Source organism: Pseudomonas sp. BNK-44-b (assembly GCF_047456245.1).
GTDB classification, from domain to species: Bacteria; Pseudomonadota; Gammaproteobacteria; order Pseudomonadales; family Pseudomonadaceae; genus Aquipseudomonas; species Aquipseudomonas machongensis.
Genome location: NZ_CP179908.1, coordinates 2,365,286 through 2,390,198, shown reverse-complemented (window position 1 = coordinate 2,390,198; position 24,913 = coordinate 2,365,286). Strand labels below are relative to the sequence as shown.

The 24,913-nt window shown below is 63.4% G+C and carries 25 protein-coding genes; 14 read left to right on the top strand and 11 right to left on the bottom strand.

Annotation, left to right across the window (positions count from 1 at the left end):
* The first annotated feature begins 96 nt into the window (after positions 1–96).
* The 6 genes from ACMGGG_RS10845 (at position 97) to ACMGGG_RS10820 (ending at position 6,101) form a co-directional block, all read left to right on the top strand.
* On the top strand, positions 97–1,290 hold the full coding sequence (locus ACMGGG_RS10845) for a CaiB/BaiF CoA transferase family protein (RefSeq protein ID WP_112898244.1): 1,194 nt from the start codon (positions 97–99) through the stop codon (positions 1,288–1,290).
* Positions 1,287–2,225 carry a hydroxymethylglutaryl-CoA lyase gene (locus tag ACMGGG_RS10840; RefSeq protein ID WP_063544885.1) on the top strand — a complete coding sequence of 313 codons (939 nt, stop codon included), beginning with the start codon at positions 1,287–1,289 and terminating at the stop codon, positions 2,223–2,225. Before ACMGGG_RS10845 ends, ACMGGG_RS10840 begins: the two co-directional genes overlap by 4 nt.
* Positions 2,226–2,312: 87 nt before the next feature.
* Positions 2,313–3,644 (top strand): MFS transporter, encoded by a 1,332-nt coding sequence (locus tag ACMGGG_RS10835; protein WP_063544884.1) that lies wholly within the window; start codon positions 2,313–2,315, stop codon positions 3,642–3,644.
* A gap of 187 nt (positions 3,645–3,831) precedes the next feature.
* The gene (locus ACMGGG_RS10830) at positions 3,832–4,059 is read left to right on the top strand and encodes a hypothetical protein (RefSeq protein WP_414155455.1); all 228 of its coding nucleotides are present in this window, start codon (positions 3,832–3,834) and stop codon (positions 4,057–4,059) included.
* Positions 4,060–4,381: 322 nt separating this feature from the next.
* Positions 4,382–5,686, top strand: coding sequence for an MFS transporter (locus tag ACMGGG_RS10825; protein ID WP_063544883.1), 1,305 nt, complete (start codon positions 4,382–4,384; stop codon positions 5,684–5,686).
* A gap of 115 nt (positions 5,687–5,801) precedes the next feature.
* Positions 5,802–6,101, top strand: a complete 300-nt coding sequence (locus ACMGGG_RS10820) for a hypothetical protein (RefSeq protein WP_112898242.1) — start codon at positions 5,802–5,804, stop codon at positions 6,099–6,101.
* A gap of 3 nt (positions 6,102–6,104) precedes the next feature.
* Here ACMGGG_RS10820 and ACMGGG_RS10815 read toward each other — a convergent pair whose 3' ends face one another.
* A complete protein-coding gene (locus ACMGGG_RS10815) occupies positions 6,105–7,037 on the bottom strand; it encodes a LysR family transcriptional regulator (RefSeq protein WP_414155454.1) in 933 nt (310 codons plus the stop codon).
* A gap of 115 nt (positions 7,038–7,152) precedes the next feature.
* Here ACMGGG_RS10815 and ACMGGG_RS10810 point away from each other — a divergent pair, with 115 nt between their 5' ends.
* Complete coding sequence (locus ACMGGG_RS10810; protein ID WP_414155453.1) at positions 7,153–7,416, top strand: DUF2790 domain-containing protein; 264 nt, start codon at positions 7,153–7,155, stop codon at positions 7,414–7,416.
* Positions 7,417–7,419: 3 nt separating this feature from the next.
* On the opposite strand, the gene ACMGGG_RS10805 is transcribed toward ACMGGG_RS10810, so the two are convergent.
* Positions 7,420–8,112, bottom strand: a complete 693-nt coding sequence (locus ACMGGG_RS10805) for a tRNA (adenine(22)-N(1))-methyltransferase (protein WP_112898240.1) — start codon at positions 8,110–8,112, stop codon at positions 7,420–7,422.
* A gap of 128 nt (positions 8,113–8,240) precedes the next feature.
* Between ACMGGG_RS10805 and ACMGGG_RS10800 the strand changes: the two genes are divergently transcribed.
* On the top strand, positions 8,241–8,621 hold the full coding sequence (locus tag ACMGGG_RS10800) for a RidA family protein (protein WP_054891401.1): 381 nt from the start codon (positions 8,241–8,243) through the stop codon (positions 8,619–8,621).
* An 8-nt stretch (positions 8,622–8,629) separates the two neighbouring features.
* On the opposite strand, the gene ACMGGG_RS10795 is transcribed toward ACMGGG_RS10800, so the two are convergent.
* The 3 genes from ACMGGG_RS10795 to ACMGGG_RS10785 are packed head-to-tail and all read right to left on the bottom strand — an operon-like array spanning position 8,630 to position 11,663.
* Positions 8,630–8,944, bottom strand: a complete 315-nt coding sequence (locus ACMGGG_RS10795; RefSeq protein WP_054891400.1) for a hypothetical protein — start codon at positions 8,942–8,944, stop codon at positions 8,630–8,632.
* The gene (locus ACMGGG_RS10790) at positions 8,941–10,287 is read right to left on the bottom strand and encodes an acyclic terpene utilization AtuA family protein (protein ID WP_414155452.1); all 1,347 of its coding nucleotides are present in this window, start codon (positions 10,285–10,287) and stop codon (positions 8,941–8,943) included. The genes ACMGGG_RS10795 and ACMGGG_RS10790 overlap by 4 nt, the downstream gene beginning before the upstream one ends.
* A 2-nt stretch (positions 10,288–10,289) precedes the next feature.
* On the bottom strand, positions 10,290–11,663 hold the full coding sequence (locus ACMGGG_RS10785; RefSeq protein ID WP_112898238.1) for a CitMHS family transporter: 1,374 nt from the start codon (positions 11,661–11,663) through the stop codon (positions 10,290–10,292).
* Positions 11,664–11,682: 19 nt separating this feature from the next.
* Here ACMGGG_RS10785 and ACMGGG_RS10780 point away from each other — a divergent pair, with 19 nt between their 5' ends.
* The 4 genes from ACMGGG_RS10780 (at position 11,683) to ACMGGG_RS10765 (ending at position 18,154) form a co-directional block, all read left to right on the top strand.
* Complete coding sequence (locus tag ACMGGG_RS10780; RefSeq protein WP_112899564.1) at positions 11,683–12,570, top strand: LysR family transcriptional regulator; 888 nt, start codon at positions 11,683–11,685, stop codon at positions 12,568–12,570.
* A 124-nt stretch (positions 12,571–12,694) separates the two neighbouring features.
* Positions 12,695–14,593 (top strand): Hint domain-containing protein, encoded by a 1,899-nt coding sequence (locus ACMGGG_RS10775; RefSeq protein ID WP_414155451.1) that lies wholly within the window; start codon positions 12,695–12,697, stop codon positions 14,591–14,593.
* Positions 14,580–16,010 carry a hypothetical protein gene (locus tag ACMGGG_RS10770; protein ID WP_112898236.1) on the top strand — a complete coding sequence of 477 codons (1,431 nt, stop codon included), beginning with the start codon at positions 14,580–14,582 and terminating at the stop codon, positions 16,008–16,010. The genes ACMGGG_RS10775 and ACMGGG_RS10770 overlap by 14 nt, the downstream gene beginning before the upstream one ends.
* A 143-nt stretch (positions 16,011–16,153) precedes the next feature.
* A complete protein-coding gene (locus tag ACMGGG_RS10765; protein ID WP_063544874.1) occupies positions 16,154–18,154 on the top strand; it encodes a peptidase U32 family protein in 2,001 nt (666 codons plus the stop codon).
* A gap of 181 nt (positions 18,155–18,335) precedes the next feature.
* Here the strand turns inward: ACMGGG_RS10765 and ACMGGG_RS10760 are convergent, their stop codons facing one another.
* The 4 genes from ACMGGG_RS10760 to ACMGGG_RS10745 form a co-directional block, all read right to left on the bottom strand.
* Positions 18,336–18,500: a general stress protein gene (locus ACMGGG_RS10760; RefSeq protein ID WP_054891392.1), complete on the bottom strand. Its 165-nt coding sequence runs from the start codon at positions 18,498–18,500 to the stop codon at positions 18,336–18,338.
* Positions 18,501–18,655: 155 nt separating this feature from the next.
* Positions 18,656–19,933 carry an NTP/NDP exchange transporter gene (locus tag ACMGGG_RS10755; protein ID WP_414155803.1) on the bottom strand — a complete coding sequence of 426 codons (1,278 nt, stop codon included), beginning with the start codon at positions 19,931–19,933 and terminating at the stop codon, positions 18,656–18,658.
* Between the two features lie 4 nt (positions 19,934–19,937).
* Positions 19,938–20,846, bottom strand: a complete 909-nt coding sequence (locus tag ACMGGG_RS10750; RefSeq protein ID WP_112898234.1) for an aldo/keto reductase — start codon at positions 20,844–20,846, stop codon at positions 19,938–19,940.
* Positions 20,847–20,929: 83 nt separating this feature from the next.
* Complete coding sequence (locus ACMGGG_RS10745; protein ID WP_063544871.1) at positions 20,930–21,808, bottom strand: Dyp-type peroxidase; 879 nt, start codon at positions 21,806–21,808, stop codon at positions 20,930–20,932.
* Between the two features lie 185 nt (positions 21,809–21,993).
* Here ACMGGG_RS10745 and ACMGGG_RS10740 point away from each other — a divergent pair, with 185 nt between their 5' ends.
* Positions 21,994–22,887: a bile acid:sodium symporter family protein gene (locus ACMGGG_RS10740; protein ID WP_414155450.1), complete on the top strand. Its 894-nt coding sequence runs from the start codon at positions 21,994–21,996 to the stop codon at positions 22,885–22,887.
* 12 nt (positions 22,888–22,899) lie between these two features.
* Here the strand turns inward: ACMGGG_RS10740 and ACMGGG_RS10735 are convergent, their stop codons facing one another.
* Complete coding sequence (locus tag ACMGGG_RS10735; RefSeq protein WP_054891387.1) at positions 22,900–23,364, bottom strand: sterol desaturase family protein; 465 nt, start codon at positions 23,362–23,364, stop codon at positions 22,900–22,902.
* Between the two features lie 424 nt (positions 23,365–23,788).
* Here ACMGGG_RS10735 and ACMGGG_RS10730 point away from each other — a divergent pair, with 424 nt between their 5' ends.
* Positions 23,789–24,502 (top strand): MgtC/SapB family protein, encoded by a 714-nt coding sequence (locus ACMGGG_RS10730; protein ID WP_414155449.1) that lies wholly within the window; start codon positions 23,789–23,791, stop codon positions 24,500–24,502.
* Here ACMGGG_RS10730 and dksA read toward each other — a convergent pair.
* The gene (gene dksA, locus ACMGGG_RS10725; RefSeq protein WP_054891385.1) at positions 24,499–24,906 is read right to left on the bottom strand and encodes an RNA polymerase-binding protein DksA; all 408 of its coding nucleotides are present in this window, start codon (positions 24,904–24,906) and stop codon (positions 24,499–24,501) included. The genes ACMGGG_RS10730 and dksA overlap by 4 nt on opposite strands.
* Positions 24,907–24,913: the final 7 nt, after the last annotated feature.

Here is a 24,913-nt window from a genome sequence, read left to right as displayed (position 1 = left end):
CATTTGGCGAACGGTTGTTGCCGACACAGGATTGGTGCGTTCCCGGCGCCAGTCGTAGCCTCTACCTCAAAGTCCAAGAACAAAGAGGTACGCACCATGCCTGCCCCGCTACAAGGCATCAGGGTCCTGGAAATAGGCACGCTGATCGCCGCCCCCTTCGCCGCTCGCCTGCTCGGTGAGTTCGGCGCCGAAGTCATCAAGATCGAGGCCCTGGGCCAGGGCGACCCGCTTCGCAAGTGGCGAAAGCTGCACGACGGCACCTCGCTTTGGTGGTACCTGCAGTCACGCAACAAGAAGTCGCTGGCCCTCGACCTGAAGGCCGCTGAAGGCCTTGCCATCGTCAAGCGCCTGCTGGCCGACACCGACGTGCTGATCGAGAACCTGCGCCCCGGTGCGCTGGAAAAGCTCGGCCTGGGCTGGGACGTACTGCACGCGCTCAATCCACGCCTGACCCTGGTGCGTATCTCCGGCTATGGCCAGAGCGGCCCGTATCGCGACCGGCCTGGCTTCGGTGCGATCGGCGAGGCCATGGGCGGTATTCGCTACACCACCGGCGAACAGGGTTCGGCACCGGCGCGGGCAGGCGTCAGCCTGGGCGACTCGCTGGCCTCGCTGCATGCGGTGATGGGTGCCCTGCTCTCGCTGTTCAATGTGCGTGCCAATGGCGGTGTCGGTCAGGTGGTCGATGTATCGCTGGTGGAAAGCGTGTTCAACCTGATGGAAAGCCTGGTGCCGGAGTACGACCTGCTGGGGCATGTCCGCGAACGCAGCGGTGGCGCCCTGCCCGGCATCGCGCCGTCGAACACCTACCGCACCGCCGACGGCGCGTTCGTGGTGATCGCCGGCAACAGCGACCCGATCTTCCGGCGCCTGATGCAGGCCATCGGCCGAGCAGACCTGGGCGAGGCCGAGGCCTTTGCCCATAACGATGGTCGCGCCGCGCAATCGGCACAGCTCGACGACGCGATCGAGGCCTGGACTCGCCGCCACCCGATCGACCAGGTACTGGCCACGCTGGAAGCCGCCGAGGTCCCGGCCGGGCGCATCTATTCGGTTGCCGACATCGTCAACGACCCGCACTACCAGGCCCGCGACATGCTGCTGGACAGCCAACTGCCCGACGGTACCCCGGTGCGCATGCCGGGCATCGTGCCGAAGCTTTCGGATACGCCCGGTCGCGTCGACTGGCAAGGCCCGGCGCTGGGCGAACACACCGACGCACTGTTGGCTGGGCTGGGCTTGGGCCCCGATGAGATCATCGGCCTGCGGGCCAAGGGGGTGGTGCAATGATCGACAACAACGCAGACCTGCTGGTGGTGCAGGAGGTTGCCCCGCGTGACGGCCTGCAGATCGAACCGACCTGGGTGCCGACCGAAGACAAGGTCCGCCTGATCGATGGCTTGTCGAAGCTGGGTTTCAGCCGCATCGAAGCGGGCTCGTTCGTTTCGCCCAAGGCCATTCCGGCACTGCGCGATGGTGATGAAGTCTTCCGTGGCATCCAGCGTCAGCCGGGTGTGATCTACGTCGCCCTGATCCCCAACCTCAAAGGCGCCGAGCGCGCACTGGCTGCCGGCGCCGACGAGCTGAACCTGGTGCTGTCGGCCAGCCAGTCGCACAACCTGGCCAACATGCGCATGCGCCGCGAACAGTCGCTGGCAGGCTTTGGCGATATCGTCCAGGCCGTGCAAGGTCGGGCGGTGAGTCTCAACGCCAGTGTCGCCACTGCGTTCGGTTGCCCGTTCGAAGGCGCCGTCGAGGAAGACCTGGTGCTGCGCCTGCTCGACGCCTACCTGGAGCTGGGTGTGCAGGGTGTCACCCTGGCCGATACCACCGGCATGGCCAATCCGCGTCAGGTCGCGCGCCTGGTGCGGCGCAGCCTGGAGCGCCTGCCGGCATCGATGCTCACGTTGCACTTTCACAACACCCGTGGGCTGGGCCTGTGCAATGTGCTGGCCGCCTACGAAGCCGGTGCGCGGCGCTTCGATGCCGCGCTCGGCGGGCTGGGCGGCTGCCCGTTCGCGCCGGGAGCATCGGGCAACATCTGCAGCGAGGACCTGGTCAACCTGTGCATCGAGACGGGCATCCCTACCAGCATCGACCTCGACGGCCTGCTGAAGATGTCGCGCAGCCTGCCTGCGCTGCTCGGCCACGAGGTGCCGGGGCAACTGGTCAAGGCCGGACGCAATTGCGACCTGCACCCGCTGCCGGCCGGTTTGCCCGCCTGATTCTTCGCTACACCCAAGGGGCCGTGGCCCCGCCAGACAACAAGAACAACAAGGCCGCCCACAGGGCGGCCCGACTGGAGAACATCAATGACCCTTTCCGCCCTGCCGCTGGGTGCCACCGATGGCGCCGACAGCGAAAAAGCCCTGGTTCGCAAGGTCGCCTGGCGCCTCATGCCGTTGATCATGGTGTGTTATCTGTTCGCCTTCTTCGACCGCATCAACATCAGTTTCGCCAAGTTCCAGTTGCAGACCGACCTCGGTTTCAGCGACACCGCCTACGGCCTGGGGGCGAGCCTGTTCGTGGTGGGCTATGTATTGTTCGAGGTGCCGAGTAACCTGATGCTGTACAAGGTCGGTGCCCGCCGCTGGATCGCGCGGATCATGATTTCGTGGGGCCTGGCCACCGCCGCCATGGTGTTCGTCACCAGCGAATGGCAGTTCTATGCCCTGCGCTTCATCATCGGCGCCATGGAAGCCGGTTTCGCGCCCGGCGTGCTGTACTACCTGACGCTGTGGTTCCCGCAGCATTTCCGTGGCCGCATCACCTCGCTGCTGTTCCTCGCTTCGGCCTTCGCCGGGCTGTTCGGCGCGCCGTTCTCGGGCCTGGTGCTCGGTCATCTTGACGGCGTCATGCAGATGCGCGGCTGGCACTGGCTGTTTCTGCTGGGCGGCCTGCCCTGCGTAGCGCTTGGCTTGCTGGTGCTGACCCAGCTCAAGGACCGCATCGAGGACGCCGGCTGGCTCAGCGACAAGGAAAAACAGTTGCTGCGCTCGCGCATCGAGCCGGCACAGGCGGCTCATGGAAAAGGTTCGCTGCTGCAGGCAATCCGCATCCCCGGTTTCCTGATGCTCGGGTTGATCTACTTCCTGATTCAGATCGCCTCCTACGGCTTGAATTTCTGGGCACCTCAGCTGATTCGCAGCGCAGGGACGGAGAACCCGTCGATGATTGGCCTGCTGACGGCTGTGCCCTATGTCTGCGGGGCAATCACCATGGTGGTGTGTGGCAGGTGGTCGGATGCGACCGGCGAGCGGCGCTGGTTTACCGCCGGGTTGATCAGCCTCGGTGCCCTGGGCTTCCTGTGCGCCGGGCTGTTCGATGACCACACGCCGTTGTTGATCGTCTCCCTCGGTTTGCTGGGTGCCGGTGTGGTAGCGGCCATTCCGAGCTTCTGGGCGCTGCCGCCGAAGTTGCTGGCCGGCGCAGGCGCCGGGGCTGCCGGTGGCATCGCGCTGATCAATACGCTCGGGCAGTTGGGCGGGATCGTCAGCCCGGTACTGGTAGGGCGTATTCGCGATCTGTCGGGCAGCACCACGCCTGCGCTGTATCTGATCGCTGCCACGAGCCTGGTGACAGCGGTGCTGTTGTTGTTCGCCTTGCCGGAAAAACTGCGCACGCGGGACTTGCCGAAACACTGAGGCCATTCGGTTGCCAGGTCCGCTGCAATCGCTTGCCTGGCAACCGAAGAAACCGCAAAACCAAGGCGACCAACGGTCGAACATCTGATTGTTGTTAATCCTGAGAAAATCCTGGCGCTCCATCCTCTCTCCATCGGCCGCTCCTGCAAGGCCCTTGAAGAATCAAACTACGATGGAGAGTCAAACCATGAAATCCCTGCGCTATGCCCTGGCCCTGCTGGCCGCCACCGCCGTAACCTCCGCCTTCGCCGAAGGCGGCGCCGATCGCCTGCAGGAACACCATGCTCGCTGGGCCCTGCAACAGCAGCAGAGCAAAGACATGGTGGCCAAGCGCGAAGCCGCCAAGGCCGCCCAGCAAGACGCCCAGGTCAACAGCGACAGCGGCCAGGACACAGCGGCGAAACCTTCGTCCTGATCCAGCAGAGGGTGCGGCCTCCTGTCGCACCTCAAGGGCTTTGGCAAGTGATGGGGCGCGGGCGTAGAATGCCGCGCCTTTTCGCCCAGTCGCCTCGTACGGTGGCTACCGGCAGCAATGACAACGTCCGTGCCTCAGCCACATCGCGCATGTGCAACAGGCTCAACCGACCCCGCCCGATCTCGTGCTCCGAGTCTGCGGTTGAGTCTTGCCCTGGTCGCATCTCCGCCCTGGCACTTACGTGCAGCCCCACTCCTTCGAGGTCCGGTCAGACACGTGTGGTCGAAGAGGTTCATTCGCTGATCGATCACTTGAGGTACGTATGTCTCCGCGTTTGCTGGCGATGGCGCTGGCACCCCTGCTCGGGCTGTTCATCATTGCCCTGGGCAATGGCCTGCTGTATTCCCTGACCACCCTGCGCCTCGGCGAAGCCGGCGAATCGGCGACGATGATCGGTATCGTCTCGTCGGGCTTCTTCATCGGGCTCACCCTCGGCGCCATCTTCAACGACCGGCTGATCCTGCGCATTGGCCACATCCGTGCCTACAGCAGTTTCGCTTCGCTGATTGCCGCAACCATTCTGTTGCAGGGTCTGTTCGTCGACACCTGGGGCTGGTTCGCCCTGCGCCTGCTCAACGGCTGGGCCACGGTCGGCGTGTTCCTGGTGATCGAAAGCTGGCTGCTGCTGGCCGGTGACGCGAAGATTCGTGGACGCCTGCTGGCCCTGTACATGATTGCGCTGTACGGCGCGGGCGTGCTGGGCCAGGCGATGCTCGGCGAGCTGGTGAGCCTGGGCGCCAGTGCGCCGTTCACCGTTGCGGGCATGCTGGCGGCGCTGTCGGTACTGCCGATCGTGATCCTGCCGCGGGTATCGCCGTTGCTGGAGCAGGTCGAGCCGCTCAAGCCGCGGCAACTGCTGGGGGTGACGCCGAGCGGCCTGGTCGGCTGCTTTGGTTCGGGCGTGGCGATTGCTGCGGTATATGCGCTGCTGCCGCTGTACCTGCAGCGTATTGGCCTGGATGTCGGTGAAGTCGGGCGCATGATGGCCTGGGTGATCCTGGGCGCCATGCTGCTGCAGTACCCGGTCGGGCGCTGGTCCGACCGCAAGGATCGCCAGGATGTGTTGATCGCCCTGGGTACGCTGTGCGTCGTGCTGTCGCTGGTCATCCTGCTGTTGCCCTCCACCTCGGCGTGGCTGCCAGCGGTATTGTTCCTGCTGGGTGGTGGTGTGTTCGCGGTGTATCCGGTGGCGGTCAGCCATGCCGCCGACCGCGCGCCGATGGATGCGCTGGTGCCGATGATCCAGGGCCTGCTGCTGATCAACTCGCTGGGTTCGGCGATGAGCCCGCTGGCGATCTCGCCAGTGATGACCTCCTATGGCGAGGCCGGGCTGTTCTGGGCCTTCGCCGTGATCAACCTGGCAATGGTCAGCTTCTTCGTCTGGCGGCGTGGCAAGCGCCCGGCGCCCGAGCATCCGGCCCCCTTCGCGCCTACCGCGACCTTCTCGCCAACCGGCGCCGAGTTGCGCATGACCGAGGAACTGATCCACGCCGCGCAGGATCATCCGCCGATCGTCGATGCCGTTACGGGTGAAAGCGCCCCGCTCGCGCGCTCCGAGCCTGCCTGATCGAAGTGCGCACGTGGGGCTGCATGGCATCCCCACGACCGCCCGTCGCTCGACGGGCACCCTGCCCTCTGCGCGCAGCCGAACGAAGGACGATCATCCTCGTAGGAGATTCACCATGGCTCACATGCGCCCGCTGTTTTTCTTCCTCGCCTTTGGGCTGGCTTCCAGTGCCAGCTTCGCCGCAACCGACACCAATCACTCCGACCACAAGGCCCCCGCCACACAGGGCGAGACCGCCGGCGACGGCAGCAGCGTCAACAGCCCTGGCGGCAGCAAGGGTAACGACAGCAGTGATACCGGCAGCAACGCCGACGCGGCCGACGGCAGCACCGGTGGCTCGAGCAGCACTGGCGAGGCTACCGGCAGCGGCGCAGGGGCAACCGGTGGCAATGCCGAGGATCAGGACAGCCGGTGAGCCCTAGCGCCAGTAGCGTGGGTCATCGACCAGCCGCTCATGCGCCTGGAACAGCACCGGCAACTGCTCCTTGAGAAAGTCCAGCCAGGTACGCACCTTGGCATCGAGATAGTGCCGCGACGGGTAGATCGCATAGATCTCCCGTTGCCGCAACCGATGCGGGGCTAGCAGTCGGCAAAGGCGCCCGTCCTCCAGTGCCTGGCTGGCCGAGTAATAGGGCAACAGGCCAATGCCCATGCCGAGCTCGGTCGCCTTGACCATCGCATCGGCCACATTGGTGAGAAAGGTGTCCTGGGGGGAAATCACGCAGCTGTCCGGCGCGTCACCGAAGGGCCAGTCCTCCTCGAACAGCGGATCGACCGTGCGCAGGCAGACATGCTCGTGCAGGTCCTCAGGACGCTTGGGGACGCCGTGGCGAGCCAGGTAGTCGGGGGAAGCACACAGCACGCTGTAGATGCTGCCCAGCGGGATGGCGATCAGTTGCGAGTCAGGCAGGCCCTGGCCGATGGCAATGACCACGTCATGCCCTTCGGCGAGCAGGTCGGGGTTGCGCTGGGACAGGGTAAGCTCCATCACCACTTCACGGCACGAGGCGTTGTAGCGTGCCACCAACGGCATCATCAGCAGACCCAGACCATGACTGCAATGCACGCGCAGGCGTCCGCGGGGCGTGAGGTGGGCGCCGCGTGCTTCGTCAAAGGCCTCTTCGGTCAACAGCATGATCTGGCGCGAGCGTTCGAGAAAGCGCTCCCCCGCCTCGCTCATGCGCAGCCGCCGGGTGGTGCGATGCAGCAGGCGAGTCTGCAACTGGTTTTCCAGTTCGGCGACGATCCGCGACACCTGCGCCGCCGAAATGTCCAGCGCATTGGCGGCTGCGGCGAAGCTGCCGCACTCCACGACTCGGGCGAAAGTGCGCATTGCGTGCAGCATGTCCATGAAGTGACGCTCCAGCGTGATTCATACCTTGAAGGCAGGAATCTATCACGGTCCAGCCCATTTATTGTGAAACACCAATGAATGGATCATGAGGGAAACCTCATCTGGAGTCATCATGAAACGCTCGATCGCCGCACTTGCGCTGTTTAGCGCCCTCCTGCCCATCGCCGCCTTCGCCGAGCAGCCTCGCACGCCGTCTGCCGAGGGGCAGGTTTACGAATACGGTATGCCGCTGGATGTCGCCAAGGTGGTGTCGATCACCCCGGCCAGTAACGCTGCCGATTGCCAGGTCGGCACGGCGCACATGGTCTACGTTGACTACCAGGGCCAGACCCACAAGATCGCCTACCGCGAAATGGGCAACTGCTCGCAGCAATGAGCCTCAAGCCAGCAACTGGTCGATCCAGTCGATGTGCATCGCAAAAGCCCGGGCCTTGTCCTGAGGCACTTCCCTGGCCCGTTCGAAGTTGGCCAATGCCTGTTGACGCTGGCGCCGCATGCGCTGCCACTTGTTGACGAACGCCGCGCTTTTCTCGCGCATGAGCAAGGGGCCGAACAATAGCTCCTGCGGGCTGTAGCGCACCGAGTCGGCCTGTTCGGCGACGATGATCTCGTAGTCGAAGCGGTTCTCCCGCAACACCTCTTCGCTGACAATCCGATAGCCGTTGTCCATCAACCACTGGCGCAGCGGTTGCTCGCCACCATTGGGTTGCAGCACCAGGCGCTGTCCATCCTGCAACCTCGCCTTGCCTGCCTCGAGGATCTCGACGATGGTTTCCCCGCCCATGCCCGAGAGGCTGATGGTGTCGATGCGATCATCGCTTTCGATGGCGGCCAGACCGTTGGCCAGGCGCACGCTGATGCGCGCGTCCAGCCCGTTGCGGCGCACATTGCGCCGGGCTGACTCGCAAGGCCCTGCCGCCGCCTCGCCCGCCACTGCGGCCTCGATGGCGCCACGCAATACCAGGACCACCGGCAGGAAGCCGTGGTCGGAACCGATATCGGCCAGGCGCGCCCCTGGCGGGATGTGAGCCGCCACGCGTTCCAGCCGCTGCGACAATGTCTGTTCGTTCAACGCCAACCCCTTGCATGAGAATCGGCGCGATTCTGAAGGCCGGGGCGCGTCATTTCAATGCATTTGCGACCGGGGCCGCGGCTCGCGTAGGCTTGCGCTTTCACTTCCAAAGCAAGGCAGAGTCGTTCATGGCCCAGACTGGTATCACCTTCACCCCCGATGCGGACGCCGCGTCCATCTCCTCCGATGTCGCCGAATACAACGGTATCCTGGTCACCACCCAGGTCCCGGTGCGCGCCGATGGCGAGCTTGAGCTGGGCGATATCGTCACCCAGAGCGAATGCACCCTGCAGGCACTCAAGGACGCGCTGGAGCGTGCGGGCAGCTCGATGGACCGCGTGCTGCACCTGACCATCTACCTGACCGACATGGCCGATCGTGCGGCATTCAACGAGGTGTACCAGCGCTTCTTCGCCAAGCCATGGCCAGTGCGTGCGGCGGTGGGCGTGGCCTCGCTGGCGTTCGAAGGGATGAAGGTCGAAGTGACGGCGATGGCGGCCAAGGGCTGATAGCAGAGCTAGACCTCCATCGCCAACAACGCCGCCCCCAGGCACTTGCCATGGGCATCCAGCGCCAACGAGCGGGTCACGCCACCACGCAATAAACCCGGCAGCACGAAGTTCAGGGCCTTGAGTTGCGGCAAGTCATAGCGACGTACAGGCCCCGCGCTTTCATCGCGAAGATGGGCGAACCACGCTGCCACCCGTTCCGCTGTCAGCTCCCGTTCAAGCAGCGGGTAGTCCTCGTCCCGATACGCGATCAGCGAGATGTTCGAGGTGTCGCCCTTGTCCCCGGTACGGGTGTGGGCAAGTTCGTGCAGTCGGCGGGTCATGGACATTGCTCCAGGTGGACTTGAGGTTGCGCGAGTTCACGCGGCAGGTAGAGGCTGGCGACGGCCAATACTTCGCGGACCTGGCGAGTGGCCCCGCCACCGCCAGCCGGGCCATTGGTGTAGAGGGTCTCGACCTCGTTGGCGACCGCCTGCGCCGCTTCACGGCTCGGGCAGCGCGCCGCAACCCGCAGGCGTACCTCCCAGGGTTCGCCGCCCATGCCGAAGTGGCTGGCGTGCAGCGAATCAACCCCCATCAGCTCGCAGCGCAATTCTTCGACGGCGACGCCCGTCAACGCCAGGCGTTCCTCGACGATCCGCCCGGCCAAACGCGCCCGCGCCACGGCGTTCGGGCCACCGTAGGACATCTGCCCTTCGCCGATCCAGCCATCCCGATAGCCCACAGTAACCTTGAGGTGCTGCGGGCGAGCCGTGCCTTCGCCACCACTGACGCGCACCTGATCCTTGCCGCAGGCCTGCAAGTGCACGCCTGAAAAGTCGGCCGTGACATCCGGCGTCAGATACCGACGTGGATCGTGTACCTCGTAAAGCAGTTGCTCGGTGCACGTCGCGACATCGATGCGACCGCCACTGCCGGCCACCTTGCCGAGCGTGGCCAGGCCTTCGCTGTCGATATCGGCGAAGGGGAAACCCAGCCGTGCCAGGTCGGCCACATCCTTCATGCCGGGGTCGGCAAAGTAGCCGCCACTGACCTGCCCCGCGCATTCGAGCAGGTGCCCGGTCAGCGTCCCTCGGCCACGGCGGCGCCAATCGTCGGCAGGCCAGCCAAAGTGATGCACTTGGGGGGCAAGGAACAGCGACGGATCGGCGACACGACCGGTAATCACCACATCGGCGTCCAGGGCCAGCGCCTGAACGATCCCTTCGACCCCCAGATAGGCATTGGCCGAGACCAGCCGCTCACCCAACCCGGCCACCGTCAGGCCATTGTCCAGTGTCCATTCCGGGTGCTGGCGCAGCACGTCGAGTACATCGTCACCTTCCACGGCCGCGACCTTCAGCCCCTGCACCCCGAGTTCAGCCGCGATGACCGACACTTGTCGCGCGGCGCCACGCGGGTTGGCTGCGCCCATGTTGGTGATGATCCGCAGTCGCTGCTCGCCGCGGCGTACGTAGGGCAGCACCGCCCGCATGCGCTCGGCCAGCAACGGATCGAAGCCGGCACGAGGGTCAGCCAGTCGGGCTTGCTGGGCCAGGGCAATGGTGCGTTCGGCCAGGCACTCGAAGACCAGGTAGTCCAGTTGCCCATCCCGGGCCAGTTCCACCGCAGGCTCCAGGCGATCGCCGGAATAACCGGCACCGGCGCCGATTCGCAAAGTGTTCATGTTCAGAAGACTCCAAGTGCCAGCGCGGTCAGGGTCATCAGCACCGACGCGGCGAACAGAAATGGCAGGGTGAAACGCTGGTGATCGGCAAGGTCAAGCTTGCACAGCCCCACCAGCAGGAAAGTCGCCGGGGTCAGCGGACTGACCGGGAAGCCGGTGGTATGGACCCCGAGCAGCGACGCCTGGGCCACCTGCACCGGGTCCACGCCCAGCGAGCGGCCGACTTCGGCAATCACCGGCATGACACCGAAGTAGAACGAGTCCGGGTCGAACAGCAAGCTGAGCGGCATCGACACGAAGCCCACCAGAGCAGGAATCAGTCGCCCGTGCCCCGGCGGAATCTGTTGCACCGCCACCTCGGCCATGGCCTTGAGCATGCCTGTGCCCTGCATGATCCCGGTGAACACCCCCGCGGCAAGCAGGATGCTGGCCATGGTCAGGGCAGTCTTGGCATGCGCGTCGATGCGTTCGCGCTGCTGGTCGACACGCGGGTAGTTCAGGCAAAGCGCCGCGACAGTGCCGAGCATGAACATCACCACGGGGTCGACCCAGCCGGCGATCATCACCGCCATCACCAGCACGGTGAGCAGCAGGTTCGGCCAGAACATGTGGGTCCGGCGCAGGGCCTGTTCATCGGCGCTCAAGATGCGCTGCGGTGCCGCGCCGGCATCGGCGCCGGCCATGAGCCCCAGGCGCTTCTCTTCACGTCGGCCCAGCCAGTAGGCACAGCCGAAGACGAACAACAGCCCCACCACCTGCACCGGGATCAGCGGCTGGAACAGCTCGGCCACCGGCACGTGCAGCGCGGCGGATGAACGCAGCACCGGGCCGGTCCAGGGCAGGAAGTTCACCCCCGCGGCCATCGCCGCAACGCAAGCCAGGACCCGCCGGTCGATGCCCAGGCGCGTATACAGCGGCAGCATCGCTGGCACCGTGACGAGGAACGTCACCGCACCCGAGCCGTCCAGGTGCACCAGCAACGCCAGCAGCGCGGTGCCGCAGACGATACGGGTCGGGCGGGTGCCGACGGCGCGCAGGATGCGGTCGATGATCGGGTCGAGCATGCCGGCATCGGTCATCACCCCGAAGAACAGGATGGCGAAGATGAACATGCCGACCACCGGGGCGACATTCTTGATACCCGTGAGAATGAAGCCGCTGGTCTGCAGGCCGAAGCCCGCGAGCAAGGCAGCCACGACGGGAAAGGCGATCAGCGCGACCAGGGGCGAGATGCGCTTGCTCATCACCGCGATCAGCAAGGACAGAATGGTAATGACGCCATAGAGGGCGAGCATGGGGGTACTCCGGCTTGTTTTTGTTGTTGCCCCGAGTATCAGGAGAGGTCCGGTAGCGTGTAAATTGCAATTTAAAGCCATGCACATTCGAAAAAACAAAATGAAGAACGCTCTGCAACATATTCGTGCCTTCATCACCGTTGCCCAACGTGGCAACTTCGCCCGCGCCGCCGACGACCTGCACCTGTCGCCCTCGGCCCTGACTGTACAGATCCGCCAACTCGAAACCTGGCTGGGCGTCGCCCTGCTCGAACGCAGCCCTCGGCACGTCACCCTCACGGGTGCAGGGCGCGAGGCACTGCCGGCAATGGAGAAGCTGCTGCTCGATCTTTCCAACATCGTCACCGCCAGCCAGGGCTTGGCAGCGGTGCGCCGCGGGGTGGTCACCGTGGCTGCCCTGCCCTCGCTGTGCGCCGGAGCGCTGGCCGAGCGGCTGGCGGTGTTCCGCCAGTGGCATCCAGGTGTCGAAGTGCGTCTGCGCGACCTGGTTGCCGAGCGCATCGTCGAGCGCGTGCGCGAAGGCGATGTGGATTTTGGGGTGGGTGTGCGCAGCCAGTTCGGCCATGGGCTGGACTTCACGCCGCTGTTGCGCGATCGACTGTGCCTGTTTGTGCCCGCCGGGCACCCGCTGGCCACCGGCCCTGTCAGTCTGCAAGCCCTGGATGGCCTGCCGATGATTCTCACGGGGCGCGACAGCAGCGTGCGGGCGCAGATCGAACAGGTGTTCCGCGCACACGGGCTGGTGTTGCAAGCGGCCATGGAAGCCAACTACATGTCGACGGTATTGGCGCTGGTGCGCAATGGGTTGGGCGTCACGCTGCTGCCGGAGTCGGCGGACGACGGTACACACAGGTTGCTGCGCAGGCCCTTGGAAGCGCGAGGTCTGGAGCGTGAAATCGGCATCATCACCCGCACAGAGTGCAGCCTTTCGCCAGCAGCTTCGGCCTTGATCGATTGCCTTGGTGATCTGTCTGGCACAGACGAGTGACCTATCATTTTTGCCAGTTGTCCACGAGCGCGGAACCTCAGTAGGTTAGATCTCAACAATGTTGTCCGAAACGGCGATGTCGTGTGTTGCTGTTCAAAGGATCTGACCCGAGGGAGCAAAGACCATGGCGAGTAAAGCACCGACCTCAATTAGTCTATTGGCCGCATTATTTTTATCGTGTTCTGCACTTTCCTCCGCCTGGGCAGCCGAGGTTACCGCTGATGAAGTAAACGAAGAAAATGCCTTGGCGACAGTTGAAACATTGGGGGAGGAATTGACCAAGGCTCTCACCCCTGGCGTCCTGTATCAGTTGGATTGGGGCAACCCCAAGCATTATGCGTTCTACAAGGCTCAACAACTCCAGGCAGGGAATACAAAAGCACATGCGCCCGAACTGTTCAGGCGCATGGAAGCTGCGCATGAACAGCGGGTGAAAGCGCTAGCGGTTTCCGGCACAAAGGCCAATCCCGTAAAACCGGTTGACTTCCCCGAGACGTCCATTAATGCAGACGCCCCATTGGAAGATCTTCAGTTCATCTCGGAGCTTTCGCGCTCGACCGCGGCGGTAAATAGTTCAGCGATCACCTACCAGTCTGAAGCCATTTCCTCACTTGTGAACGGCAGTGACGCGAACACGATCACACTCGTTATGTATAACGACTTCACGGGGGATTTTGTTGCCTCGCAGACCGCGACTGACCTGACAAGTCTTCCTGACTTCCGCGTTAGCATGAGTGCCACGGTGGAGTCGGCAATTCCCGTTCGCGCTGTCGCTGTCTTCAGCGTGATCCCCAAAGACCCTGACGCTGAACTTCCACCGCCTGTCATGATAAAGGCGGTCAGTTCAACGGGGCTCGTTGATGCGTGTATGACAGAGCCCAGGCCCTGCGAAAGAGGCGCCAATGGCCAATGTGTCGCTGCTTCTGCATCGACTGAAGCCTGCAGCAATAAACTCGCTGACAAAGATAAACCCATCTTGATGTGCTGGAACCGCCTCAGCCGCGAAGAGTGCGATTATTGGGCAAGCCAGAACAAGCCTGTCAACTATGTAATTCCCGTCTCTGGCTACGCCGTCACCGAGGAAAAGACCGGATCCACGCTCACTGGCGCTACGACGATCTATTTACAAAGTCTGGCCGGAGGGGGATGCCGGGTGTACTCCAAAACGGGGGAAAATTTGGACGATTGGACATCTGACGGTAACGGAAAGATGAGTTTCCAGTACGCTGCCGAAACGTTCAAACGTAACCCGTCCTGCTTGACCAACAACAAGGACTCAATCGTCAACTTCTGGATGACCAACAACGTCATCCTTCCAGGAACACCAGACGACCCCTCGCCACGAAACGTAACGCTTGTATTTACCAGCGATACCAGATCCGCTGGGCAACCCGGCAGGGAGATCATCCCTCAACTCCGCATCATGGAAGGTTGTGTCGCAGGGGGCACCTTGATCACCCTGGCGTCGGGCAAGACCAAGAAGATTGAAGATATCGTTTCGGGAGACCAGGTGAAGACACCTGCTGGCGTGCGCACCGTCAGTGAAAGAACCACGGGTACAGAAAATGAATTCATGCTTGAGATACGCACTACCGGCCAGACCCTCCATGTCACACCCACCCATCCCATCATGCGAGCGATTCAAGTCGGGAGCGCCGTGAGAAACGTAGAGGTACAGGCACGGGAAATCCATCCAGGCGACAAGTTGGCCGTTGAGGGTTCTCCGGTTACGGTGACGGGCGTCGACTATGTCGAGGCTCACGCCACCCCTGTATACAACTTGCAGTTCAAAGGTGGCGTCGAGGGCAGTTATTATGCCAACGGCATTTTGTCGGGTAACCTCGCGACGCAAAATATGCTGGCAGATCTCAAAAACAGAGCGCCACTTCTCAGCCCAGCGCAACAGCGAGCAAAAGTCCATCCGGCGTTCTTGACCGATTACGATAACCAGCAAAAACAAAAGGCGCAGCGTTCCTCTGACAAAAGCGGTGCTTCACAGGAGGTCGACAATGCTGCGCGATAACGATGCTCTCAGGCCCACCATCGTCCGGGCGGTTTACGAGGCAGACTGCCTGAGCGTGGCATGGAACCCTCTTGAGTGGGTCAAGCCCGCGGGTTGGGTGATCACCTTGTGCCATCAGGACGCAAGTGGCTGGACGTCATTGAAACATCAGTTCATTCCAGACGGCGCTGCCACCGCCGGCATATTGGCTGTGGCCGAACCCCTGAGCGCGATGCGTGAATATCGCGTCATCCTGATGGCGCTGCTGGAGCAGGGGGAATCAAGGAGCAGTGCCCCACTGCCCCTGGCAACCCTCCAGCCGGTCCTGCACTCGGCGATATACGATGGCGAGGCCCTGCACATTGATTGGCAGCCCTCCAGCCAGGCTCTCCTGGGCTATGAGATCGTCGTGTCATCAACGGTCAGCGGCACGACATTCGTCATTCCAGTCAGCGGAACAGACAGCGCCTGTGCTGTCGTGAGCAATTCGCAACTGGACGGGGGGCTAGGCAATAACCAAGGCTGGACAGTCGGCGTGGAGGCTGTGGCTTGCGAGCGTACCCGCGCCCGATCGCAGCTGATTCATTTCCCGCCATCCATGAACCCGCCGAATCTGGAGCAGAGCCCGCTTTATCGCGGTGGAAACCGCATAGCAGTAGCATGGTTTACGCTGGATCCCACAGAGATCGTGCGATACCAACTGAAGCTGCACAGTACGCTTACCGGCAAGCATTACGAAATGAGCCTGCCCATGGAATACGAGTTCGCCGACTTTCCACTGTCGTCGCCACTGCCGGAATTCGATGAGCTCACCTTCACCCTCACGGCCCTGACCGCAAAAGGTGCAGGCATCAGGACCACGCCTTTGCGCATTGTGGCAGCCAGGCCCGAAATCACTTCAGTGGTGTTGGACAACGAGGGCGTCGATGTGGCCTGGAACATGTCGAGCAGTCTGCAGTTCACTCACTACATCGTGCAGGTGTTTTCGCCAGAGACCGGCACGGTCGCCGCCTCTGCGAGCGTCGATGCCCCTCGGACCCAGGCGCGCTTGTCGTTGAAAGCGCCGCTCAGGACCGACAAGAAGTGGGTGTGTCAGGTCATTGCATATCCTGGGTCCGGGATCGGTACAGAAGGCGATTGGGTGCCGATGATCACGGGGGCTCCACGGCTTGCCCTGCTCCGGCCGAGAGTGGGCGTCGTGGATGTCACTTGGTCGCCTCCGGAGTCGGTGGTGTCGCCTGAAGGCACATGGGTATCGATTATTCGCGCAGGGAATGTCATCAGTCAGGACCGGGTCGCTGGCTGCAGTGCCCGGATGATGATTCCAGTGCTTGATGCGAACCTGGATCAATTGCTGAGCGTACAGCTGACGCCCATCTGTGGGAAAGCCTCCAGCAGGACGCAATGGCAAACCGAGCAAACTGCCCCGGCTCGCTGAAAGGTGTGGGCGCAGACGGGCCTGCTTCGAGGGACGCGGGCCCGTCGCTGCAAGTACGCCCATCTGGAACGTCACGGGTGCCTGCGCGGCAATTCATCGCTACAATGCCGCCCTAAACCGTGACAGCCCGAACCTATAACGACATGTCCCTTCCAAAGAATCACCTGGAACTGCTCAGCCCTGCCCGCGATGTGGCCATCGCCCGCGAGGCCATCCTGCATGGCGCCGACGCCATCTACATCGGCGGCCCAAGCTTCGGCGCGCGGCACAACGCGTGCAACGAGGTCGGCGATATCGCCGAGTTGGTGGAGTTCGCCCGGCGCTATCACGCGCGGGTCTTCACCACGATCAATACCATTCTCCATGACAACGAGCTGGAGCCTGCACGCAAGCTGATCCACCAGCTGTACGACGCCGGTGTCGATGCATTGATCGTCCAGGACCTGGGGGTGATGGAGCTGGACATCCCGCCAATCGAGCTGCATGCCAGCACTCAGACCGACATCCGTACGCTCGAGCGGGCCCGGTTTCTCGACCAGGCCGGTTTCTCCCAACTAGTGCTGGCGCGTGAACTGAACCTGCAGCAGATCCGCGCCATCGCCGCCGAGACCGATGCTGCCATCGAGTTCTTCATCCACGGCGCGTTGTGCGTGGCCTTCTCCGGCCAATGCAACATCTCCCACGCCCAGACCGGCCGCAGCGCCAACCGCGGCGATTGCTCACAGGCCTGTCGCCTGCCCTACACCCTCAAGGACGACCAGGGCCGGGTGGTCGCTTTCGAAAAGCACCTGCTGTCGATGAAGGACAACAACCAGACCGCCAACCTGCGTGACCTGGTCGACGCCGGCGTGCGCTCGTTCAAGATCGAAGGGCGCTACAAGGACATGGGTTATGTGAAGAACATTACCGCCCACTACCGCAAGGAGCTGGATGCGATTCTCGAAGATCGCCCGGACCTGGCCCGCGCGTCGAGCGGTCGTACCCAGCACTTCTTCGTACCCGATCCAGACAAGACCTTCCATCGCGGCAGCACCGACTACTTCGTCAGCGACCGCAAGATCGACATCGGTGCCTTCGATTCGCCCACCTTCACTGGTTTGCCGGTAGGTGTGGTGGAAAAGGTCGGCAAGCGTGACCTGATGGTGGTGACCGAGGTGCCGCTGACCAACGGCGACGGTTTGAACGTGTTGGTCAAGCGCGAAGTGGTGGGCTTCCGGGCCAACATCGCCGAGCCGCGTGGCGAGTTCGAGGAAGACGGCCAGACACGCTACCGTTATCGCGTCGAGCCCAACGAGATGCCCGAAGGCTTGCACAAACTGCGACCGAACCATCCCCTGTCGCGCAACCTCGACCATAACTGGCAGCAGGCGCTGCAACGCACCTCCTCCGAGCGTCGCGTCGCGGTTCAGTGGCAGGCCGTGCTGACCGAGCAACGCCTGGCGCTGAGCGTCACCAGCGAGGAAGGCATCACCGCGCAGGTTGCCCTGGACGGCCCGTTCGGCGCAGCCAACAAGCCGCAGCAGGCGCTGGATCAGTTGCACGACCTGCTGGGCCAACTGGGTACCACCCAGTACCACGCCGAGGCCATTGAGCTCGATGCCCCGCAGGCGTATTTCATTCCCAACTCGCAGCTCAAGGCCCTGCGCCGCGAGGCTATCGAGGCGCTCACCGAGGCGCGGGTCAAGGCGCACCCTCGCGGCAGCCGCAAGGCCGAGACCAGTCCGCCACCGGTCTATCCCGAGGCGCACCTGTCGTTCCTGGCCAATGTCTACAACCAGAAAGCCCGTGACTTCTATCATCGCCATGGGGTGAAGCTGATCGATGCTGCGTTCGAGGCCCATGAGGAACACGGCGACGTGCCGGTGATGATCACCAAGCACTGCCTGCGCTTCTCGTTCAACCTGTGCCCCAAGCAGGCCAAGGGCGTTACCGGTGTACGAACCAAGGTCGCGCCAATGCAGCTGATTCATGGCGACGAAGTGCTGACCCTGAAGTTCGACTGCAAGCCGTGCGAAATGCACGTGGTCGGTCGAATGAAAGGCCACATCATCGACCTGCCCTCCCCCGGCAGTGCGGTGGGCCAGGTGGTTGGGCACATCAGCCCGGAAGACCTGCTCAAGACCATCGTGCGCGCGCCGCACTGAGGCCGAGCACGACCGCTGCCCCCGGCTCCCGGTGAAGTATCGAGGCAGGCAAGGATTGCCTGCCTGCGGCGCTCGAGCGCGAATTGATGCGGAAGATGACTACGGGTAGAAACCCGAAATTCGTGCCTTACCCTACTGCACTGTTGCGGTGCCGAGCTGCCCCGGCACCGCGCAGCATCGCTTACGAGCGACCGCCCTTGCGGCCCATGTCGTCGCTCTGCTTGTTGCCACCGGACTGCTGGCCACCTTTGCGACCGGCTTCAGACGCTTTTTCCCGGTCGTTGGCGAAGTTGCCAGGATTTTTGCTACCACCCTGACTGCCAGTCTTGTTCTGGTTATTGGCCATGGTCTTGCACCTCTTGTGGCTGTGGGATATGCACGGGCGTTTGCCGTACATAAGTTCGGAGCTCAGCGGCAACAGGGGATTCGGTTTATTACCGAGCCGCCAGACCGGCGGCGCTAAAGGTGCATGGCGGTGTATTTGGCGCGAGGTGCATTGCGCTACGGAGCATTCTCGAGGCGACGCTGGCGACGGCCCAACCAGGCGCCGGTAACCCCCCAGCCAAGCGCGAGGATGGCGCCGATCGACATCGCCAACTGCGGATGCTCGCCCAGCAGGTCCAGGCCACGCTTGACCCAACCGCTCAAGGCATCGCCACCCCGGTAGACCACGGTGTCGATGAAGTTCTTGGCTTTGTATTTCTCTTCGGCGGGCAACACGGTAAAGAGCATCTCCCGCCCTGGGCGAACCAGGGCGTACTCACCCGCACGACGCATGACCATCACGAAGACGAACACTGCAAATACCGGCGCCAGCGCCAGCCATAGGAAACCGACCGCCATCACCAGGGGCACGCCGACCAGTAGTACGCCGACACCCAGGCGCCGGGCCAGGCGTCCGGTGAGAAAGACCTGGGTGAGTATCGCCAGGGTTTGCACGACCGTGTCGATCAGGCCGAAGACCTGTGTCTGACGTGTCCGGTCGCTGAACGTCTCGCTGACGATACGGGCCTGCTCGAAATACAGGAACGTGCTGACGCTGGCCAGCAGTACGACGAACAACGCGATACCCAACAGGTAGCGCGACCGCAGCACGGCGGTGGCGCCGGAAAATGGATTGCCGCCCAGCGGCCGCGAGGCCGGATGCGCGGTGCTGGTCGGCAGCGGATTCAGCTCACGCCAGTGTTGCAGGTACAGCGCAGCGCCTATGCTGCCAAGCAGGCAGACGCCCGCCAGCACCAATAAACCCGCATGCCCGAGGGGAGAAACCAGCAGAGTGCCAAGAATCGGCCCGCTCAGGCCGCCAAGGCTTGCACCCGCCGCGAGCAGGCCGAACAGGCGCTTGCCCTGCTCGCTGGAAAACAGGTCTGCCAGTACGCTCCAGGCCAGGGAGATGGCCAGCAGGTTGAAAACCGACAGCCAGATATAAAAAGCCCGCGCATTCCAGAGGTCGTCCGGGTCGCGGGCAAAGAGCACAGCAAACAACAGCAGGTTGCTGGTGAAGAAGGCATAGGTCCACGGCAGGATGCGTCGCCTCTTCACCCGTGAAGCAAGCCATCCGAATAGCGGCAGGCAGGCCAGGGTGGCAATGAAGGTACCGGTGAACAGCCATTGCAGATTGTCCACCCCACCGGCCACGCCCATGGTTTCACGGACCGGGCGCAGCATGAAATAACCGGTGAACAGCAGGTAGAACAGCGCAAGACCTGCAACCACCGCCGGGCCTTCGCCGGGCTGGATGTTGAGGCTCTGGTCCAGGCGCCGCCGCCAGCCGTTCATGGCGTCAGGCAAATTGCTTGATCAGCGCCTGGCGCTGGGCTTCGCTCAGCAGCGGCCCGCTGCCCGCCTTGAGCTGGTCAAGCTGACGGTCCGGTCGGCCGGTCGCAGGAATTACCGTGGTCACCGCCGGATGACTGATGGCGAACTTCAGGAACATCTGCGCCCAGCTGCCGATACCCGCCTCGGCCGCCCACCCCGGCAATGCCTGACCTTTGACCCGGGCGAACAGCCGGCCATCGTCGAAAGCACGGTTGACCAGCACCGCGACGCCTTTGTCCTGGCACAGCGGCAGCAGATCGCGCGCGGCATCCGGGGCGTTCACCGAGTAGTTGATCTGGATGAAATCCAGCGGCTCGTTGCGCACGATGCGCGCCACCTCATCCTGGCCACTGTTGAGATAGTGAGTGATGCCCACATAGCGCGTCTTGCCTTGCTGCTTCAACTCCCGGGCATAGGGGAGCTGAGTCTGCCAGTCGCGCAGGTTGTGGATCTGCAGCAAGTCGACCTTGTCGGTACGCAGGCTGGACAGGCTTTGCGCCCATTGCCGTTCGGCGGCGTCGCGGCTGTCGGCGGCGATCTTGGTGGCGATGAAGCACTGACGGTGCCAGCCACCCTCCTCCAGCAACTGGCCGAGAATGGCGTCGGCACCGCCGTAGTTGGGCGAGGTGTCGATGACCTTGCCGCCGCCTTTGAAGAACGCCTCGAGCACAGCCTTGAGCTGTTGGTACTGGGCAGAGCCGGCCTGGACCTCGAAACTGCCGGAAGTGCCGGCACCGATGACCGGCAAGGCCTCACCGGTGGAGGGGATCTTGCGGGTCAGCAGGCCGCTGGCGGACTCGGCGCGCAGCCAAGGGCTCAGGGCCAGCGCGCCAAGCGCGGCGCTGGCCCGCAGGACATCGCGACGTGCGTACATGAAGGAGGCTCCCGGTTACAGGGGGAAACCTTCAAGGCTAGTCGCTCTACCCCGCGATGCGCAGCGATTCTGTATCGGGATATTTAACCGAGCAACAGGCGCAGGTCCAGGCCTTCAGCCCCCATTGGCGGGCACCAGTAGTAGCCGCCGGTCAGTGGTCGGCTGAAGCGGTACAAGGCATCGACCACGCCATCTTCCAGGCCACTCATGCGCCGCAGCTGGATTTCGAAGGCATCGAACGAACGGCCCAGAGCAACGAAAGCCAGCCCTGCGCCCCGGTTGTCGGCCCAGGCCACCGAACGGCGCACCATGAAGGCCGCGGGGTCATAGCTTTCCTGCGCGGTACGCTTGACGTGGGCCGACTCCGGCGCGTCTTCCAGTTCCTCGTTGTCGCTCAGGCGACGGCCAATGATGTCGTCCTGCTCTGGCTGAGGCAGCGACTTGAAATAGTTGAGGTCGTGTTTCCACAGCTGGAACGCAGCGAAACTGGAACCTGCCAGGCCCGCTTGCTCGCCCGCCACGATGGCTGCGTCGACAGCATCGTTGTCCCGCGGGTTTTCGGTGCCGTCTTCATAGCCGGTCAGGTCGTGTCCGCCGTGGTGCAGAAAACCATCGACACTGTCGACCAATGTGAAAGCCGGCGCCAGGGCCTGCTCCAGGGCTTGGGCACGCAGGAACAGATCACCACGCGCGTCATCACGCAACCAGAGCCACAGTGCATGCTGGGTGGCCGGGTTTTCGACCGCCGCGTCCAGCTGCGGGAAGCTGCGCAAGCCTGGGACATCGCGCCCCAGTGCCTTGGCCAGCGGCGCGCCGACGGCCAGGATCAGGCTGTGGCCGTCGACTTGCTGCAACAAGGCATCCAGAACGGCAGGCAGCGCCTCCCCCGTATGCAGGGCAAAGAACAGGTGACGGGCGTGGGCCGGCACCGGAGTGGCGAGCAGACCTTGCTGGAACGACATGACGAGCTAATCCTTCGGCAAAAGCGCGAATCCTACTGTGCTCGACGGCCCATCGCAACGCGTCAGGTCGCGGCGAGGTGCGGCTCATCCGGAAATAATCAGTTACCAAAGGCTGGCACTTTGCGATTAGCTGATCGACGGAGCCTGCCTACACTCTCCGGAATCCCTCGCCCACGAGCATGCCGATGACCGCCTCCCCCTTGCTGACTGCCTTCCTGCCCATCGCCCTGGGTATCATCATGCTGGGCCTGGGGTTGTCGCTGACCCTCGCCGACTTCGCCCGAGTGGTGAAGTATCCCAAGCCCGTACTGGTCGGCCTGGCCTGTCAGATTCTGTTGCTGCCGTTCATCTGCTTCCTGATCGCCAACGGGTTTGGCCTGGAGGCCGCGCTGGCAGTGGGCCTGATGCTCTTGGCCGCATCGCCGGGCGGGACTACCGCGAACCTGTTCAGCCACCTGGCACATGGCGACGTGGCACTGAACATCACGCTGACGGCGGTCAACTCGCTGATCGCCATCCTCACCATGCCACTGCTGGTCAACCTGTCGCTGATCTACTTCATGGAGTCGGACCAGGCCATCCCGCTGCAATTCGCCAAGGTCATGCAGGTCTTCGCCATCGTCTTGCTGCCTGTGGGCCTGGGCATGCTGATCCGCCGCTACGCACCGAGCTTTGCCGCGCGGATGGAGAAGCCGATGAAGCTGGTGGCGGCGTTGTTCCTGGCCTTCACCATCGTCCTGGCACTGGCCAAGGACTGGCAGACGGTGGTGGAGTACGCGCCGGTGGTGGGGGGCGCCGCGCTGCTGTTCAACCTGATCAGCCTGGGGCTGGGGTATTGGGTGCCGCGCCTGTTGCGCATCCCGAAACGCCAGGCAATTGCCATCGGCATGGAGATCGGCATTCACAATGGCACCTTGGCCATCGCGCTGGCGCTGAGCCCCAGCCTGCTGAACAACGCCACCATGGCCGTGCCGGCAGCGATCTACAGCCTGATCATGTTCTTCACGGCCGCCGCCTTTGGTTGGTGGGTGAATCGGGGACACAAAGAGGCCATTGCCGCGCAGGAAACCGCGAATTGAATCCTGCGCGACTCAATCACCTCGGCGCGCGCGCAACTGGCGCTTGAGCTCGCGCAGCGGTGGCGCGTAGAAAAAGCCGAACGACACGCTACCCTCGCGCCCTTTCACCGCGTGATGAAGCCGGTGCGCCCGGTACAGGCGTTTGAGGTAGCGCTGCATGGGTTTGGGTTTACGCGGCCAGTGCCGGTGGAAGAAGCCGTCGTGGGCCAGCACGTATAGCACTCCATAGCCCGCCACACCTGCGCCGACCCACTGCAGGGGCGCGTAGCCGGCCTTGCCCAGCGCTATCAGGCCAGCAGCGATCAGGGCCAGCGCCACCAGGTAGAGGTCATTGGTCTCGAGCACACCCAGGTGCGGCTCATGGTGCGAGCGATGCAGCCACCAGCCCCAGCCGTGCATGACGTACTTGTGGGCCAGCGTGCCGACACCCTCCATGGCCACCAACGTGGCGAGCAGCACGGCGATGTTGAACAGCATGGGACAGTCCGGCGTAGATAATTACAGGCGCCAAGATTACCACCGCTGACGAACGCATCGGAAACGGTAGGAGGTTTCGGCAATGAAGCAATTGTCATGAATTCGGCCTTGATTCTGCGCAACTGCAGGCGTAAGGTCCGCGTCGCACTTATGCATCCCTACAGGAGTCCTGCATTGGACAGTAGCCCCAGTCGATTGCGACAGGTCCACACGGCAAGCTAGTCCGGCAGCATTCCTGCCGCTGTCTTGCCGAATACGGTAGACGGCGGTCCATCTCGCCTGCAAAGGCAGATCTCCCCTCTTCTTTCTCGCTCAGCCAGCTCACGCCGGCGAGTGTCGTGGTCCTGCGCGCTCATTCATTTCATCGGCGTCACGCTTGCCAGTGGCGCATGCGCGGGCCATTGCCCGTGGAAAGAGGTTTGCTATGGATTGGAAAGTATTTCTGCTGCGCGTCAGCGTGGCCCTTGTACTCGGCGCCCTGATCGGCGCCGAACGTCAACTGCGCCAGCGCCTGACCGGCCTTCGCACCAATGCGCTGGTCAGCACCGGTGCCTGCCTGTTCGTGCTGATGACCCAGGCGGTACCCGGCATGGAACCCAGCGACGCCTCGCGCATCGCCGCGTATGTCGTGTCCGGGATCGGCTTTCTCGGCGGTGGCGTGATCATGCGTGATGGTTTCAACGTGCGCGGCCTGAACACGGCCGCCACGCTCTGGTGCACCGCGGCCATTGGTGTGCTGTGCAGCCTGGGGCTGTTGCTGGAGGCCACCCTGGGCAGCCTGGTGGTGCTGTGTGCCAACATCCTGTTACGCGAGATCGCCCAGCGCCTGGACCGTCAGGACGTGGTGCCCGCCAGTGAAGTCGAGCAACGCTTCGAGGTGCGCATCGTCTGCCGGGCCGAAGACGAGATCCAGGTACGCAGCCTGATGCTGCACAGCCTCAGTGACCCAGGCCTGCGCCTGCAGTCGCTGCACAGCGAAGACCTTCACGACCCGCTGCGCCTGGAAGTACGCGCCGAACTGCTGGGTACCCCACAGGCGCCCGCACAACTCGAGCGTCTGGTCAGCCGAGTGAGCCTGGAGAAAGGCGTCAGCTCGGTGCGCTGGCAACTCCATGCCCAAGCGGTAGAAGTCGATTAAGCATCGTCGCGCAAATGCCGCTCTCTGAGTTCCTGCCGCTCCTTGGCCTCAATGCACAGGGTCGCGGTCGGACGCAGCAGCAGGCGGCGCAGACCGATCGGCTCGCCGGTCTCTTCGCACCAGCCATAATCCCCCTTGGCCAGGCGCTCGAGCGCCTGGTCGATCTTGTCCAGCAGGCGCTTTTCCCGCTCAAGGGTGCGCAACTGCCAATGCCGCTCCTCCTCGGCACTGCCCAGGTCGGCCGGATCGCTGTGCACTTCCTGCTCGCGCAGCGCCTGGAAATCCTGCTCTATACGCTCCTGCAACTCCACCCGCTGCCCCAGCAACAGGTTACGAAAGTACTGGCGCTGGGGTTCGTTCATGTAGGCCTCGGCCGGCTGGCCGAGCAAGTCTTCTTCAGTCATGGGGCAC